General features: G+C 72.1%; 12 protein-coding genes. 3 read left to right on the top strand and 9 right to left on the bottom strand.

All coding sequences use genetic code 11. The features are described 5' to 3' along the window. Nucleotides 1-24 precede the first annotated feature (24 nt). Genes AC5JJ1_RS10825 through AC5JJ1_RS10790 form a run of 8 tightly spaced genes read right to left on the bottom strand, consistent with a single transcriptional unit; the run spans nt 25 to nt 9,814 of the window. Nucleotides 25-2,142 carry an acetate--CoA ligase family protein gene (locus tag AC5JJ1_RS10825; protein ID WP_495785126.1) on the bottom strand — a complete coding sequence of 706 codons (2,118 nt, stop codon included), beginning with the start codon at nt 2,140-2,142 and terminating at the stop codon, nt 25-27. Further along, the gene (locus tag AC5JJ1_RS10820) at nt 2,139-3,086 is read right to left on the bottom strand and encodes a substrate-binding domain-containing protein (RefSeq protein ID WP_495785125.1); all 948 of its coding nucleotides are present in this window, start codon (nt 3,084-3,086) and stop codon (nt 2,139-2,141) included. Before AC5JJ1_RS10820 ends, AC5JJ1_RS10825 begins: the two co-directional genes overlap by 4 nt. Next, complete coding sequence (locus AC5JJ1_RS10815; protein WP_495785124.1) at nt 3,083-5,179, bottom strand: xanthine dehydrogenase family protein molybdopterin-binding subunit; 2,097 nt, start codon at nt 5,177-5,179, stop codon at nt 3,083-3,085. The genes AC5JJ1_RS10820 and AC5JJ1_RS10815 overlap by 4 nt, the downstream gene beginning before the upstream one ends. Further along, a complete protein-coding gene (locus tag AC5JJ1_RS10810) occupies nt 5,179-5,637 on the bottom strand; it encodes a (2Fe-2S)-binding protein (protein WP_495785123.1) in 459 nt (152 codons plus the stop codon). Before AC5JJ1_RS10810 ends, AC5JJ1_RS10815 begins: the two co-directional genes overlap by 1 nt. A 5-nt stretch (nt 5,638-5,642) precedes the next feature. Beyond that, nucleotides 5,643-6,602 carry a Bug family tripartite tricarboxylate transporter substrate binding protein gene (locus tag AC5JJ1_RS10805; protein ID WP_495785122.1) on the bottom strand — a complete coding sequence of 320 codons (960 nt, stop codon included), beginning with the start codon at nt 6,600-6,602 and terminating at the stop codon, nt 5,643-5,645. Between the two features lie 35 nt (nt 6,603-6,637). Next, nucleotides 6,638-7,390 carry a proteasome-type protease gene (locus AC5JJ1_RS10800; protein WP_495785121.1) on the bottom strand — a complete coding sequence of 251 codons (753 nt, stop codon included), beginning with the start codon at nt 7,388-7,390 and terminating at the stop codon, nt 6,638-6,640. Between the two features lie 4 nt (nt 7,391-7,394). Then, nucleotides 7,395-8,333 carry an alpha-E domain-containing protein gene (locus AC5JJ1_RS10795; protein WP_495785120.1) on the bottom strand — a complete coding sequence of 313 codons (939 nt, stop codon included), beginning with the start codon at nt 8,331-8,333 and terminating at the stop codon, nt 7,395-7,397. After that, nucleotides 8,333-9,814, bottom strand: coding sequence for a circularly permuted type 2 ATP-grasp protein (locus AC5JJ1_RS10790; protein ID WP_495785119.1), 1,482 nt, complete (start codon nt 9,812-9,814; stop codon nt 8,333-8,335). Before AC5JJ1_RS10790 ends, AC5JJ1_RS10795 begins: the two co-directional genes overlap by 1 nt. Before the next feature lie 191 nt (nt 9,815-10,005). Here AC5JJ1_RS10790 and AC5JJ1_RS10785 point away from each other — a divergent pair, with 191 nt between their 5' ends. The 3 genes from AC5JJ1_RS10785 (at nt 10,006) to AC5JJ1_RS10775 (ending at nt 14,277) form a co-directional block, all read left to right on the top strand. Continuing rightward, nucleotides 10,006-11,616: a thiamine pyrophosphate-binding protein gene (locus AC5JJ1_RS10785; protein WP_495785118.1), complete on the top strand. Its 1,611-nt coding sequence runs from the start codon at nt 10,006-10,008 to the stop codon at nt 11,614-11,616. 224 nt (nt 11,617-11,840) lie between these two features. Continuing rightward, nucleotides 11,841-13,547 (top strand): carbohydrate-binding domain-containing protein, encoded by a 1,707-nt coding sequence (locus AC5JJ1_RS10780; RefSeq protein ID WP_495785117.1) that lies wholly within the window; start codon nt 11,841-11,843, stop codon nt 13,545-13,547. Between the two features lie 526 nt (nt 13,548-14,073). Continuing rightward, complete coding sequence (locus tag AC5JJ1_RS10775) at nt 14,074-14,277, top strand: PsiF family protein (protein WP_495785116.1); 204 nt, start codon at nt 14,074-14,076, stop codon at nt 14,275-14,277. On the opposite strand, the gene AC5JJ1_RS10770 is transcribed toward AC5JJ1_RS10775, so the two are convergent. Beyond that, nucleotides 14,278-16,167: an AsmA family protein gene (locus AC5JJ1_RS10770; protein WP_495785115.1), complete on the bottom strand. Its 1,890-nt coding sequence runs from the start codon at nt 16,165-16,167 to the stop codon at nt 14,278-14,280. Nucleotides 16,168-16,192 lie beyond the last annotated feature (25 nt).

Here is a 16,192-nt window from a genome sequence, read left to right as displayed (position 1 = left end):
CCGGGCTCCCTGTCCCGCGGGCGGTTACCCCTTCCGGGCGTCCCACCCCTCTGGGGCTTGCCCCAGCCGGACCAACCCGTCCAACGCCACCACCCCGCCCTCCGCCTCGGCGCGGATGAGCAGCGGGTTGATCTCCGCCTCCTGCACCTCGGCCAGCGCGGCGAGCGCCGAGAAGCGGGCGACCGCGAGGGCGAGCGCGCCGAGATCGCCGCGTGGCAGGTTGCGCCAGCCGGCGAGCGGCTTCAGCTCGGCAAGCTCATCGACCATCTGCCGCGCCTCGCCGACCGGAATCGGGGCAAGGCGGAGGGTGAAGCTGCGGCGCAGCTCGGCGAGCACGCCGCCCATGCCGAGCACGACCACCGGCCCGATCTCCGGGTCGCGGCGGAAGCCGAGGATGACCTCGGCCAGGCCCTGCTGCATCGGCGCCGCCAGCACGCCGCGCAGCCGTGCCCCGGGGAAGCGGCTGCGCGCCCGGGCCAGCAGCTCCGCCGCCGCCTCGCGCACCGCCGCCTCGCCCTCAAGGCCGAGGCGGACCAGCCCCGCATCCGTCTTGTGGGCGATGTCGGGCGAGAGGATCTTCACCGCGAAACGGCCCTCGCCGGTGAATGCTTCGGGCGACTGCAGCACCTGCAGCCCCGGCACCTCGAGGCCGAGGGCGGCGAAGAGGGCGCAGGACTCCGCCTCGTCCAGCACGCCGGCGGCGCGGCCGGCGAGCATCGCGCGCGGGCCTTCCATCGCCTGCGCCGGCACCGGCGGGCGCCGGCGCGGCGCCTGCCAGGCGAGATAGGCATGCAGCGCATCGGCGCAGCTCTCGGGCGTGCGGAAGCCCGCGACGCCGGCCCGGTCCAGCACGGCGAGCGCGCCGTCCGCCTGCGGCGCGCAGAAGACGGCAAGCGGCTTCGCCCCCGGCCCGGCGGCGAGGATGAACTCCTCCACATGGCTCTCCGGCTTCAGCCGCGCCGTGCTGCCGAGCACCGCCAGCACCGCGTCGCAGTGGTCGGAGCGCAGCAGGGCCCGCAGCGCCGCCGGGTACTGCCCCTTCGTGCCGCCCATCGGCAGGTCGATCAGCGGCGAGTCGGAGACGGGCACGCCCTCCGCCACGAGCGCCGCACGGAGGGGCTCCGGCGGTACTGGCACCTCGTCGCCGAGCAGGCCGAGCCGGTCGACGATCATCCCCGCCCCGCCGCCGGTGCCGGTCAGGGCCGCGACGCGCCGCCGCGCGCCCGTGCCGGGCTTGTGGCCGAGCACCAGGCGCGGCAGCTCGACCAGCCCCTCCAGCGTCTCGACGCGGAGGATGCCGTGCTCGCGGAAGAAGGCCGCGGCCAGCTCGTCGCCGCCCACCATCGCCCCGGTATGGGAGACGGCGATGCGCCGCCCAAGCTCCGACCGCCCGAGCTTGTAGGCGATCACCGGCTTGCCGAGCGCGTGCGCCCGATGCGCGGCACGGGCCAGCGCTTCCGCATCGCGGAAGGTCTCGAGGAAGAGCAGGATCGCCCGGGTCGCCTCGTCCTCCGCCAGGATCCCGGCGATCTCGCCCACGCCGAGGTCGCATTCGTTGCCGACCGATACGAGCTTCGAGAAGCCCAAGCCCCGCGCGGCGCAGCGCGAGAGCAGCGCGCCCATCATGCTGCCGCTCTGCGAGACCATGCCGAGCCAGCCGGGCAGCAGCGGCTCCGCCTCGACCGCAGCGTTGAGGGTGATCGGGATGCCGTCGGTCACGTTGAGCAGGCCGAGGCAGTTCGGCCCGACCAGCCGCAGCCCGCCCGCCCGCGCGATGCCGAGGATGCGCTCCTGCAGGCGCCGGCCCTCCTCGCCCAGCTCCGCGAAGCCCGCGCTGTAGATGGTGGCAACGCCGACGCCCGCCGCGACGCAATCCTCGATCGCCGCCGGCACCGCCGCCGCGGGCAGCATCACCAGCGCATGGTCGACCGGCCCCGGCGCCTCGCGCACCGAAGCATAGGCCGGCAGCCCGCCGATCTCGCCGCCCCGCGGGTTGATGGGCAGGACGCGGCCGGCATAGCCCGCCTTCGTCAGGATGCGCTGGGCGCGGGAGTTGGTCTTCGACTGGTCCGCCGTCGCGCCGATGAGGGCGATGGCGCGCGGCCGGAGCAGCGCCTCGGCCAGCGGCGCGGGTCGGGTCATGCCGCCTCCCCCAGCGTGCTCGGATGGAACAGCGCCTCGGGCGGGATCGCCTCCGCCGCCAGCCCGTCGGCGACCGCGAAGCGGATCATCGCCGCGACCTCCCCGCGGTTGCGGGCGAAGCCATAGGGCCAGGGATCGCCGCCCATGATGGCCGCCTGCTCCTCATAGGCCGCGGCGATCCAGGGCAGCGAGGCGCGGAGGACGTTCACGAGCTGCAGCTCGCCGAGCGCCATCGCACGGGCCCGGGCGAAGGCGCGGAACAGCTCCACCGGCAGCCAGGGATGCCGCTCCGCCAGCTCCCGCCGCAGCGCGACGCAATGCATGATCGGGAAGAAGCCGGTGGCGCGGTGCCAGGCGATCTCCTCGGCCTTGTAGTCGGGATAGAGCCGGGCCACGTCCGCGACCTCCGGTGGGCGCGGGGCGATCAACGCATCGACGTCGCCGGCCGCAAGCGCCGCCACCGGGTCGCGGCCGAGCGGCTGCACGTCAAAGCCCTCGGGCAGCGTGATGGCGACGCGTTCGCCCCCCGTCCGCCAGGCGATGCCCCGCGTGTCCAGGCCGTAATGCTCGCGCAGGATGCCGCGCACCCAGAGCGCCGCCGTTTGCTGGTACTCCGGCAGGCCGACGCGCCGCCCCGCCAGGTCGGCCGGCGCGGCGATGCCGCGGTCGCTGCGGACATAGATTGCCGAATGGCGGAAGGCGCGGCTCGGGAAGACCGGCACGCCGGTATAGGCGCTGTCGCCCCGCGCGGTAGTGACGATATGCGAGCCCATCGACAGCTCGGTCACGTCGAAGGCCCTGTCCCGCAAGGCGCGGCGGAAGATGTCCTCCGGCTCGCCCGGCAGCGGCACCAGCTCGACGCCGGGGATGGTGACGCGCCCGTCCAGCAGCGGCCGCGTGCGGTCGGAGGCGTGGCAGGCAAGGCTCAGGGTCAGTCGGCTCATGCGCGGGTCAGGGTCTCGGGGGTGAAGGGAAGCTGCCGCGGCCGGACGCCGAGCGCCTCGGCGATGCCGCCGGCGATGGCCGCGATGGTCGGCGCCATGCTCGCCTCGCCGGCGCCGAGGAAGGGCTCCTCCGGCCGGTCGATCAGGGCGAGCTCCACCCGCGGCACCTCGGAGAAGCGGAGGATCGGATAGCCCTCCCACTGGTCGCTGGTGACGGTGCGGCGGTCGAAGCGCACCTCCTCCAGCAGCGCGACGGAGGCGCCGTGGATCGCGCCGCCCTCGAGCTGGTTCAGCACGCCGTCCGGGTTGACCGCCTCCCCCACATCGCCCGCGATCCAGAGGCGGCGGCAAAGGACGCGCTCCAGCGCCTCCACCTCGGCGATGACGGCGGCCCAGGCGCCGGTGTTCTTGTAGCGGGCGAAGCCGATGCCCATGCCGAAGCCCTCCCGCCGCCTCCGCCCGGCCCAGCCGGCGAGGTCGGCCACGCGCCGCAGCACCGCGACGGCGCGCGGGTCGTCGAGATGCCGCAGCCGGTAGTCGAGCGGGTCGGCGCCGGCCAGCGCGGCCGCTTCGTCCATCAGGCTCTCGATCGACCAGACGTTCAGCGTGGCGCCGAGGCCGCGGAGCGCCGAGGTGCGGATCGGCATCTCCAGCAGCCGCGTCGTCTCCACGTTCATGGCCGGGATGCGGTAGAGCAGCACGCCGTTGCGCGGCGCGCCGCCGCCCGCCGCCATGGCGGGGTTGATGCTCGGCTTCACCGGAAAGGGCGCGGCGAGCATGGAGGCCGCAAGCAGCGTCGGCTCCGGGTCCCGCCCCGGCCGGCTGGAATGGCCGTTGCTGACGATATGGCTGCGCCAGCCGACGAGGCTGCCCGCCGCGTCGAGATCGGCCTCCACATCCACCAGCATGGCCGGGGAGAAGGGCGACCAGCCCAGCTCCTCCGCCCGCGACCAGAGCAGCCGCACCGGCCGCCCGGGCACGGCGCGGGCGGCGAGCACGGCGTCCAGCGCCACGTCGTCCGCGCCGTTATGGCCGTAGCAGCCGGCGCCCTCGCGGTGCCGGACGGTGATCAGCGCCGGGTCGCAGCGCAGTACCTTGGCCAGGTCGGAGCGCAGGTTGTAGGGCCCCTGGCTATGGCTGAAGACCTCGACGCGCCCGCCCTCCCAACGCGCCACGGCGCAGGACGGGGCGATGGAGGCATGCGCCAGGTAGGGACGGTGGAAGCTGCGCCGCAGCGTCTGCGCGGCGCGCGGCGCGGGCTCGGCGCGGCTGGCGACGGGGCTGCGCTCGCCGCGCGTCGCGGCCTCGCGCAGCCAGTCCGCGAGCAGGGGCTGCTCCGGCAGGCTATCCGCCGCCTCCCATTCGGCCCGGGCGGCGAGGCGCGCGGCGGCGGCTTCGGCATCCCACTCCGTCTCCGCCAGCACGGCGAGGAAGCTGCCGTCCCGCACCATCTGCGCCTCGCCCGGCAAAGGGCCCTCGCGGAGCGCCAGCAGACGCGCCCCGCGGGCCGGCGGGCGCACCGTCCGCGCATGCAGCATCCCCGGCAGGCGCAGGTCGTGCACATAGCGTGCGGCGCCGAAGACCTTGTCCGGCAGGTCGACGCGCGGCACCGACCGCCCCGCGATGCGCCGCTCGGCCGGCGTGCGCGGCCGCGCCTCGGCCGGCGCCTCGCACTCCAGCAGCGCCTGGTCGGCGAGCGCCCAGTAGCTGCCGACCGGGCCGGCGGGGCCGTGGAAGATGCCGTCCTCGATGCGGATCGCCTCCACCGGCACGCCGACCCGCTGCGCCACCACGCCGAGGAAGACCGCCCGCGCCGCCGCGCAGGCATGGCGCAGCGCCCCGCCGCTGTCCTGCGTCGAGAGGGAGCCGGAGGTGACGCCCTCATCCGGGCTGTCGGGCGTCGCCGCGGGCCGCGCCTCGATGCGGGCAAGATCGACCTCCAGCTCCTCGGCCGCGATCTGGCTGAGGGTGGTGAGGATCCCCTGTCCCAGCTCCACCTTGCCAGGGGTGATGGTCACCCGCCCTTCCGGATGGATCGCCAGCCATTGCGACAGCCGGCGGTTGGTCTGGAGGTTGCCCGGGAGCCGGTGCATCACGCCGTCTCCCGCGCCGCGCGCGCCACCGCCCGGAGGATGCGGTTGTGGCTGCCGCAGCGGCAGAGATGCGGCTCCAGCGCCGCGCGGATCGCGTCCTCGCCAGGCTGCCGGTCGCGCGCCAGCAGCGCCGCGGCGCTGACGAGGATGCCGGAGAGGCAGTAGCCGCATTGCCCCGCCTGCTCGGCCAGAAAGGCCGCCTGTAGCGGATGCGGCGCGTCCGGCGTGCCGAGCCCCTCCACCGTCACCACCGTCTTTCCGGCGACTGCGGCGAGGGCCAGGGTGCAGGCGGTGCGCGGCTCGCCCTCCACCAGCACCATGCAGGCGCCGCATTGCTCGTTGCCGCAGCCGAAGCGCGGGCCGGAGAGGCCGAGCGGGCCGCGCAGCGCATGCAGCAGCGCCACGTCCCCCGGCATGTCGGGCGCGACCGCCTTGCCGTTCACGGTGAAGGAGGGCATCGGCCTCAGCCCATCTCGATCTTCGCCATGCGGATCCACGCCCGCTGCCGCTCGATGTCGCGGCGGAGGAAGGCGTCGAACTCGGCGATCGTCATCGGCATGGGCTCGGCCCCGCCCTTCGTCATGACATCGCGCGCCGCCGGCGAGGCGAGCACGCGCCCCACCTCCTCATGCAGCCGCCCCGCCACCGGGCCCGGCAGCCCGGCCGGCGCCATCAGCCCGAGCCAGATCGAGGCCTCGAAGCCCGGCACCGCCTCCGCCACCGTCGGCACTTCCGGCAGCAGCGGGCTGCGGGCAGGGCCGCTGGTACCGAGGCCGAGGAGGCGGCCGTTGACGATCTGCTCCCGCATGGTCGGGATGGCGTCGAACATGATCGGCACCTGTCCGGCGACCAGCGCCGTCCGCGCCTCGTTGCTGCCGCGGAAGGGGATGTGGTTGAGCTCGATCCCCGCCATCGCCGCGAAGACCTCGGAGGCGATGTGATAGGGCGTCCCGGGCCCGGAGGAGGCGTAGTCGAGCTTGCCGGGCGCCGCCTTCGCCCTGGCGATCAGCTCCGGCACCGTCCGCACCCCGAGCGAGCCATGCACCGCCAGCACATGGTAGGCGATGTTGATCGCCGCGACCGGCGCCAGGTCACGCATCAGCACATAGGGGCGGTTGGGCAGCAGCGTCTCGTTCGCCGTGTGGGTGTTCGACATCAGCAACAGCGTGTGGCCGTCGGGCGGCGACTTCGCCACCACGTCCGTGCCGATGACCGCCCCGGCCCCCGGCCGGTTCTCGATGACGACCGGCTGGCCGAGCGCCGCACTCAGGGGCTCGGCGAGGACGCGGGCGGCGATGTCGGCGGAGCCGCCGAGGCCGAACGGCACGACGATGCGGACCGGCCGGCTCGGCCAGGCCTGCGCGGCGCTGGGGCGCGGCAGGGCAAGCAGGCACGGCGCGGCGAGCAGCATGCGGCGGCGCATGGACATTTCCCTCGGGACCATTCTTGGCCACGAGGCTAGCCCGGCCCTGGCGCCTCCGCCAGCCAGTCCGGGCGCGGCAGGGCCATGTAGGCGTTGCGCAGCGCCCGGGACCAGCCCTCCGAGATCGCCCGGAAATAGGGATCCTCCTCGGTGATCCGCCGCCGCAGGGCAACGTCGAAGCCGTCGGTCCGATAGACCAGCAGGTCCACCGGCATCCCGACCGTCAGGTTGGACCGCAGCGTGCTGTCCATGCTGATCAGCACCAGCTTCACCCCGTCCATCAGCGGCGTGTCGAAGCCGACGGCGCGGTCGAGGATCGGCTTGCCGTATTTGTGCTCGCCGATCTGGAGGAAGGGGGTGTCGCTGGTCGCCTCGATGAAATTCCCCGCCGCATAGACGAGGAAGAGCCGCGGCGGCCCGCCGGCGATCTGCCCGCCGAGCATCAGCGATATGTCGAACCCCACCCCCTGCGCCGAGAGGGCGGGCCCGTCCGCCGCATAGACCTCCCGCACCGCCTGGCCGACCAGCTGCGCCGCGCGGAACATGCTGGAGACGCTGCGGAGCGTCAGCGTCTCGCCGCCGAGCGAGACGCCCTCCTGCAGCCGGCTCCACACCGCCTGGGTGATGGCGAGGTTGCCGGCGCACAGCATCGCCAGCACCCGCTCGCCCGGCACCTGCTCCACCTGCATCTTGCCGAAGGTCGAGATGTTGTCGACGCCGGCATTGGTCCGCGTGTCGGAGAGGAGCACCAGCCCCTCGCGCAGGTGCAGGCCGACGCAATAGGTCATCGGGTCAGTGCCGGATGTAGAAGGCGTCGATCTCGCCGCCGAGCTGGTCGGTGCGTTCGATCATGGTGGTGAGGAAAGCATGCAGCCCTTCGTTCAGGATGGTCTCGATCCGCCCGTAGCGCAGCTGCGCCGCCAGCGTGCCGGCCAGGCGGTGGCACTCGCCGCGCCGCCCGCCCTGGCCGAGGGCGATCGCCTCCAGCGTCTCCGCGACCGCGGCGAGGCAGGCCATCAGGCTGCGCGGCAGCTCGGGGCGGAGGATCATCAGCTCGGCGATGCGGCGCGGGCTCAGCCGGTCGCGGTAGATCCACTGGTAGGAGCGGAGCGCCGAGACGGAGCGCAACACCGCCTGCCACTGCACGTAGTCGACCGCGCCCTCCGCCTCCGCCGTCAGCAGGTCGTGCTTCACGTCGATCAGGCGGGCGGTGTTGTCGGCACGCTCCAGCATGGTGCCGAGATGGACGAAGTGCCAGGCCTCGTTCCGCAGCATCGTGTCCTGCGCCGCGCCGTTGAAGAGGGTGACGCGCTCGCGCACCCAGCCGAGGAAGTCGGCGAGCCTCTCCCCCTCCATCGCCTCCGGCGGCAGGGCGCGGAGGTGGTTCCAGGTGTCGTTCAGCGCCTCCCACATGTCGACGGTCAGCGCCGTGCGTACCGCCCGCGCATTGCGCCGTGCCGCCTCGATGCAGGACAGGATGCCGGAGGCGTTGTCCGGGTCGAAGATCAGCCAGGTGACAACCGAGTCCGCCGTCGGCGCCTCGTATTTACGGTAAAAGGCGGCATCCCCGCCCGAGGCGGTCAGCAGCGAGCGCCACTCGTCCACCTCGGCGCCGAGCCGGGCGGAGACGGCGGCCATGCGTGAGGCGACGCCGAGGCCGCGTGCGACATTCCCCGCGCGCTCCGTGTAGCGGGCCAGCCAGAACAGGTTGTCGGCGGTGCGGCTGAGCATCAGCCCCCCGTCGACTGGGACTGGGATTGGGACTGGAAGCCGGCCTCGCCCGGCCCGTCATCCTCGAGGATCCAGGTATCCTTGGTCCCGCCGCCCTGGGAGGAGTTGACGACAAGCGATCCCTCGCGGATGGCGACGCGCGTCAGCCCGCCGGGCACGATGCGAATCTCCTTGCCGGAGAGGATGAAGGGCCGGAGGTCGACATGCCTCGGTGCGATGCCCTGCTCGACCACCGTCGGGCAGGTCGAGAGCGCCAGCGTGGGCTGGGCGATATAGTCCCCGGGCCTGGCGAGGATGCGGGCACGGAATTCCTCCCGCACGTCGCGCGTCGCATGCGGGCCGACCATCATGCCGTAGCCGCCGGAGCCCTTGGCGAGCTTCACCACCAGCTTGTCGAGGTTGGAGAGGACATATTTGCGGTCCTCGTCGCGGTCGCAGAGGAAGGTCGGCACATTGGCGAGCAGCGGCTCCTCGCCCAGGTAGAAGCGCACCATCTCGGGCACGTAGGGGTAGACCGACTTGTCGTCGGCGATCCCGGCGCCCGGCGCATTGGCCAGCGCGACATTGCCGGCGCGGTAGGCCGCCATCAGCCCCGGCACGCCGACCAGGCTGTCCGGGCGGAAGGCCTTGGGGTCGAGGAATTCGTCATCGATGCGGCGGTAGATGACGTCGACGCGCTTCGGCCCCGCCGTCGTGCGCATGTAGACGACGTCCTCGTCGACGCAGAGATCGGCGCCCTCCACCACCTCGACGCCCATCTCGTCGGCGAGGAAGCAGTGCTCGTAATAGGCGCTGTTGTAGGGGCCGGGCGTCAGCAGCACGACGCAGGGGTCGGCCCCGGCCCGCGCCGGGGCGACGGCCTTCAGCGTCTCCAGCAGCTCTTCCGGGTAGCGGCTGACCGGCGCCACGCGGTGCTGCGCGCAGAGCTTGGGGAAGAGCCGCAGCATCGCCTCCCGGTTCTCCAGCATGTAGGAGACGCCGGAGGGCGTGCGGCAATTGTCCTCGAGTACGTAGAACTCGTCGGGGCCCGTGCGCACCATGTCGATGCCGGCGACATGGGTGTAGACGCCGCCCGGCGGCAGCAGCCCGACCATCTCCGCCCGGTAGCCCCCGTTCTCCAGCACCAGCGGCGCCGGGATGCGCCCGGCGCGGATCATCTCCTGGCCGCCATAGACATCGGCGAGGAAGGCGTTCAGCGCCCGAACCCGCTGTCGGAGGCCGCGCGCCATCCTCTCCCATTCGGCACGGGCGATGATGCGGGGGATGATGTCGAAGGGGATCAGCCGCTCCGGGTCGCCGCCCTCGCCATAGACGGCGAAGGTGATGCCGATGCGGCGGAACAGCAGCTCCGCCTCCCGGCGCTTGGCGTCGAGCTGTTCGCGCGGCGTGGCGCGGAGCCATCGGTCGATCTCGGCATAGGCGGCGCGGACGCCCTCCTCTGCGCGCATTTCGTCGAAAGCGGCGATCCTGGCCTGCGACACGGACGATGCGGCCCCCATTCTGCGTTCCCGGTGTGCCAAGGCTGCACGGAGGGCAGCCCGGCCGCAAGCGCAGACCCGCGGCGAAATGCCGGGGCCAGGACCGTTCTGCCCACCGCTTGGCCACGCCCCGGCGATTTTGGCGCCAGCGGACGCTCCCCTTAGGATCGCCGTGGTTGCAGGGGAGAAGGGCGATGACGGGTGCGGAGGCGGTGGCCGCGGCGCTGGCGGCGGCGGGGGTCGAGCGTATCCATGGCGTCCCGGGCGGGGGATCGAGCCTTGCCCTGATCGAGGCGGCCGCGGCGCTCGGCATCCGTTTCATCCTCGCCCGGCAGGAGAGCGCCGCCGTCATCATGGCGGCGACCGAGGCGGAGCTGACCGGCCGGCCCGGCGTCGTGCTGGTGACGCGCGGCCCCGGCGTCTCCAACGCCGCCAACGGCATGGCCCAGGCGAGCCTCGACCGCGCCCCGGTGCTGCTGCTGGCCGATGGCTTCACCGGTGCCGAGCGCGCCTTCGCCAACCACCAGTTCTTCGACCAGGCCGCGCTGCTGGCGCCGGTGACCAAGGGCGCGGCGCGCGCCGTGGAGCCCGGCAGCGCCGCCGGGACGATGGCCGCGAGCCTGCTCGCCCTGGCGCTGGCGGCGCCGCGCGGCCCGGTGCTGCTGGAGCTTTCGGCCGCGGCGGCCCGCGCCCCGGCCCTGCCCCCGCCGCTCGCCGATGCCGCCCCCCCTGGCTTCGCGCCGGGCCCCGCGCTGGCCGAGGGGCGCCGCCTGCTGGCCGCGGCCCGCCGGCCGGTGCTCATCGCCGGCCTCGAGGCGACGGAGCCCGCCGCCTGCGCCGCGCTCCGCGCCCTGCTCGCCCGGCTCGGCTGCCCTGCCCTCGTCACCTACAAGGCCAAGGGAGTCGTGCCGGACGCCGACCCGCTCTTCGCCGGCGTCTTCACCGGCGGCGCGGCCGAGGCACCGATCCTCGCCGAGGCCGACTGCATCCTGCTGGCCGGCGCCGACCCGGTTGAATTCATCCCCCAGCCCTGGCGCTACCAGGCCCCCGTCATCGAGCTGGCGACGGCGCCGCGGCCGCTGGCCTACCGCGCGCCGGAGGTGGCGCTGCACGGGCCCCTCGCCCCTGCCCTCGCCGCGCTGGAGGCGCCCCGCAGCGCCTGGACGGTGGAGGCGATCGCCAGCCATCGCCGCCGGTGGCACGACTCGCTCGGCAATGGCCCGAGCGGCAATCGCGGCCTCTCGCCCCAGGCCGTGGTGGAGCTGGCGCAGGCGGCCTGCCGCGCGGCCGGGGCCCACCCGCGCGTCACCGTCGATGCCGGCGCGCACATGTTCCCCTGCACCAGCTTCTGGCGGGCCGAGCGCCCAGGCGACCTGCTGATCTCGAATGGCCTCGCCACCATGGGCTTCGCCCTGCCCGCGGGCATCGCGGCGGCGCTGCAGGACCCGGCGCGCGGCGCCATCGCCTTCACCGGGGATGGCGGGCTGCTGATGGCGCTCGGCGAGCTGGCGACGGCGGCGGTGCTCGGCGTCCGGCTCACCGTCATCGTCTTCAACGATGCGACGCTCTCGCTGATCGACATCAAGAAGGACGGCCGGAGCATCCCCGCCGCGGCGCTGGGCTGGCCGCCGGCCGATTTCGCCGCAGCCTTCACGGCCCTCGGCGGCACCGGCTTACGCGCCAGCAATGAAACGGAGTTCCGCGAAGCCGTTGCAAGCGCGCTGGACGCAACCGGGCCGGTGCTGCTGGACGTCCAGGTCGATCCGGCCAGTTATCCCAGTCAGATCAAGGCGTTGCGCAGCTGACCCCGAGCGTTGGCGCGTCGAGCTCGAAGAGTCACTGCCGTTCTTCTCAACCCCTGAGGGATTTAATGTGCAAAAATCCGTGAATACGATATACCGTTCCTCACGGCACCGTGAGGGTTTGGTGCCTGGAACATTCCTGGGGGCTTGCGGGCCTCTCTCACAGGGCCCTCCGTGGGCCGCCCCATGTTTCACGGGGCAGAACGGACGGAACGATGACGACCGACGTGAACATTCTCATCCGGGGCCAGAGCAACGCGCTCCTCTTCGTGGCCGATGGCGGCGCACGCGAACTCGAGAAGCAGCTTGAGGCCAGCCTGCCGGGCGTCAACGTCAACCTCATCCAGCACTATGGCGACAAGAATTCGACGATCTATTCCGGCACGGCCTTCCTGAAATGGGACACCGACGGCCAGCAGCAGGGCCTGCTGAACTACGTGAAGGCCGAGCCGGCCGACATCAAGAACAACCCGACCGTCACGCTGTGGATGCACAACGAGTATGATGGCAACACCGGCGGCGTGACGACGGCGAACTGGGTTTCCGAAGTGAAGACGGACGCCGCGCTGGTGCGCGACGCCCTCGGCCAGTCGGCGGCGACGACGCCCTATGTCTTCACCTATGTCCCCTACGCCTATGCCCAGGGCAGCAGCCCGGCCAACATCCAGGCCGGCATGCGCCAGCTTTCGGCCGACCCGTCCTTCAACGCCATGTTCGACAGCACGGCGATGAACGGCCTCGCCATGGATGGCGACGGCTATGCGCATAGCAGCCATATGGGCCAGGCGGACGCCATCCTTGTCGCCGACCGCCTCGCCGCCGACATGAAGGGCATGGTCGCCAACCTCGCCAAGGGCTCGGGCTCGACATCCAATCCGGCGCCGTCCGAGCCGACAAATCCGACCTTGCCCATCCCGAGCCCCGGCAATCCGAAGACGATCGGCAGCGGCGCCGACAGCCTCGTGCTGAAGATCAGCGAGGATGCCTATAACGGCCACGCGCAGTACACCATCAGCGTCGACGGCAAGCAGATCGGCACCGCGCTGACCGCCAGCGCCTCGCATGCCGCGGGCCAGGACGACATCATCACCGTAAAGGGCGACTGGGCGCCCGGCGCGCACAAGGTGACGGTCACCTTCCTCAACGACGCCTATGGCGGCAGCGCGGCGACCGACCGCAACCTGCATGTCGACGGCATCACCTACAACGGCACGGCGCTCGCCAAGGGCACGGCCGACCTGCTGAGGAACGGGCCGGTCGATTTCGCCTTCACCGACGGTGCCGCCGCCCCGGTTCCTGCCCCCGGCCTGGGCACCGCGGTGGTGAAGACGGTCGGCACCGGCGCCGACAGCCTGATGCTGAAGGTCAGCCAGGACGCCTACAACGGCAACGCGCAGTACAACCTCTTCGTCGACGGCAAGCAGGTCGGCGGCACGCTGTCGGCCGGCGCGCTGCACGGTTCGGGCAACGAGGACACGATCACCGTCAAGGGCGACTGGGGCACCGGCGACCACAAGCTGACCGTCCGCTTCATCAATGACGCCTCGGGCTCCGGCGGCGATCGCAACCTCTATGTCGACGACGCCAGCTTCAACGGCTCGGCCCTCGGCAAGCACTCCGCGGCCTTCAAGATCAACGGCCCGGACGACTTCCGCTTCACCAAGACGGCGGACGGGCTCGGCGCCACCTTCAGCGGCACCACCGGCAAGGATGTCTTCGCCGTGCAGCATGGCGACGGCGACATGGTGATCGACCGCTTCACCACGGGCGTCGACAAGCTGCAGTTCGAGGGCTTCGACAAGGCGACGATGCACATCGTCGCGGCAAGCGAGGGTGGCGTCTCTGGCAAGCTCGTCATCTTCGACGCGACGGCGGAAAACGTCTTCCTCCCGCATGTCACCAACCTGACCACCGCCGACATGCTCTTCGTCTGAGCTCGAGGCGACCGGTCCTGCCCCTGGCGGGCAGGACCATTCGACCCAAGGGGGCCGATCCTGCGCGGTGTGAACGCCTCGTCCTGCGTCGTCCGCACCGTCGGTTCTGCCTTCTCGCCCCCACAGTGAGAGCAGCCTCACCCAAGCCTGCAGCAGCCGCGCCGGCTTCGGGCCGGTCCTGTCACTGATCGCCGCCTTGAGGGAATCGCCCGCCGGTGCTGGGTGCCGCCTAGCATGCGCCTGGCGCGCCCCCGACCCGGAGCCATCCGTGCAGCAGACCGGACCTTGCGGGTCGCGTCAGTCGCCGAAAAGCCTGTTGTGGCCGCATGGCCTCCACAAGGCCGGTTCGACGCCACCCACCGAACGGCACCGCCCCCAGCGGCCGAAACCGGTGCCCTGCAGACCGGCATCCGCCGGCTTAACGCTGCGACGAGGCTCCGCGCCACCAGCCTGCTCGCCCAAATTTCCGGTTGAAGCCAGACGGCGGACATGGCACGCATCGATTATTCGTTACGGAGACGATGTGATGCGGTGGCTGGTCCTGACTCTCTCCCTCGCCCTGGCCCCGAGCCTTGCCGAGGCTGCCACCCGGCGCGAGCCGAGCCCCGCTCAGCGTGCTCAGCAGGCAAAGATGCGGAGCTGCGCCACCCAGGCCGCCGGCCAGCAGCTGCACGGCCAGCCGCGGCGGGACTTCATGAAGACATGCCTCTCCGGCCGCGCCACGCCCTGATCAGTTGGCCCGGCGCGTCAGCCGCTCGCATTGGTTGTTCTCGCCGACCCCGAGCTGGATGGTCGGCAGCAGCGCGAGCGGCGGGAAGATCAGGCCGAGCCCGACCGCCGCGCCGCCGCGCACCGCCAGCTCCCCGACCTCAGGCGAGATCGAGGGCTTCTTGAAGGTTCCGCCGATGCCGATCGGCGTCGGCAGCGAGCCGACGGTGAAATGCTTGCTGCTCGTGCGCAGCCAGAGGTCAAGCAGCTCCCGGCCAAGGCTGGCCATGCCGCCGCCGCTCACCACATGGCTGTCGGTATCCAGGATCAGCGTCCGCGTCTCCAGGCGGCCGCGCTGCAGCCCGAAATCGGCGATCAGGCATTCGATTTCGGTCCGCGCAGGAAGGCCGAGCGCCGAGAGCAGCGCATTGCCGAATTGCAGGCCGGAGAGATCGACCAGGAACGAGGAGAGGTTGCCGCCCACCGTCACCAGCGTCAGCTCCCCATTGGCATTGCCCAGCAGTTCCGAGACCGAGCGCCCCGTGCCGTCAATCTTGCCGACCCCGCCGAGCGTTCCGGAGCCGCCCGCCCCCGCCGCCCGCAGCAATCGGGAGATGTCGACCCGCCGCAGGTCGAGCTCGCCCTTCGCGCGCAAGGCGCCGTTCTCCTGTGGCGTCAGGGTGAAGTCGCCCGAGATTCGCCCCCGCCCGACGCCGAACTGCACCGGGTGCAAGCGGATGTTTCCGTCCTCGATATCGGCCACGACCTCCAGGCTGTCGAAGGGCATTCCCCGGCCCTCGATCGAGGCTGCGCGATAGCGGAGGTGGATGTCCGCCGCCCGCAGCCGAGGGATGCTGATCGGCTGAATCGGCAGCAGGCGCGGGCTGGCTTCCGCCTGGACCAGTGCCTGGCGTTGCTGCGTCGTCTGCCCGGGCGTGCCGACGCGGCCCGGCGTCGTGCCGACGAAGCCGCCGAGATCGGCAAGATCCACCCTGCGCGAGAACACATCCGCATCCAGCACCGGACGTTCGTTGCCCGGGGTGATGCTGAAGCGACCGTTGAGGTCGCTGCGGCCGAGTCGCCCCTCGACATCGGTGAAGCGGAAGGCCCGGTCGCCATAGTCGAGCTTGCCGGTGACCCGGAACGGCGTCGTTGCCGGGACGGCGACGCCGGTGAGCGGCGCGAGCAGCGCCATGTCCTGCCCCTTGATGTCGAGGCGGATATCGGCGCCCGCCAGCGCCAGCGGGTCCTGCACCGTGCCGCGGAGCGCGACCTGGGTCGGCCCGTTGGCCAGGTTGAGGTCGATTGGCCAGGGCTGCTCCTTGTCCCTGAGGTTGAGGATGGCGCCGCCGCGCAGGTCGGCCGAGATCGGCTGCGCGGCATAGGTGCCCTCGGCGCGGGCGACGAGCCGCGGCTCCTCGCCCGGCGAATCCTCGGTGGAGGCGGTGATGCGAAAATCTGATTTCAACCTGGCGATGGCGACATGCGCCTCGCCCTCCACCAGCCGCAACGCGCCGATGCGCGGCTGCGAACCACCCCCGGTGGAGGAGCCGCCGAGATTGAAGCCGTAATTGGTGCTGCCATCCGGCTTGCCCAGCACCTCGAACCGCGGCCGCTCCAGCGTCACGGCGGGGATGACGATGGCGCTGTTCCCGATATAGGCGCCGACATCGAGGTCGAGGCTGGCGCGCTGCACGTCGGCGAAGGGCGGCGCATCCTCGAAGCCGGGCGGGTTGCCGATCCTGAGCCCCTCGGCGCTGATGGTCGTGATCCGGCCAAGCGATACGTGCAGGTGCTCGATCGTCACCCGCCGGCCAAGCTTCGCACTCGCCTGCGCCTCCACGATCGGGATCAGCCAGTCCCAACGGAACAGCGCGAGGAACGCGCCGATCGCCAGCAACGGCAGGCCCAAGCCCAATGCCCATCGCCGCCAATGC

The sequence above is a fragment of the Belnapia sp. genome, from assembly GCF_059504005.1.
The sequence above is the reverse complement of the archived record's forward strand: the minus strand, read 5'-3'. Positions and strand labels throughout refer to the sequence as shown.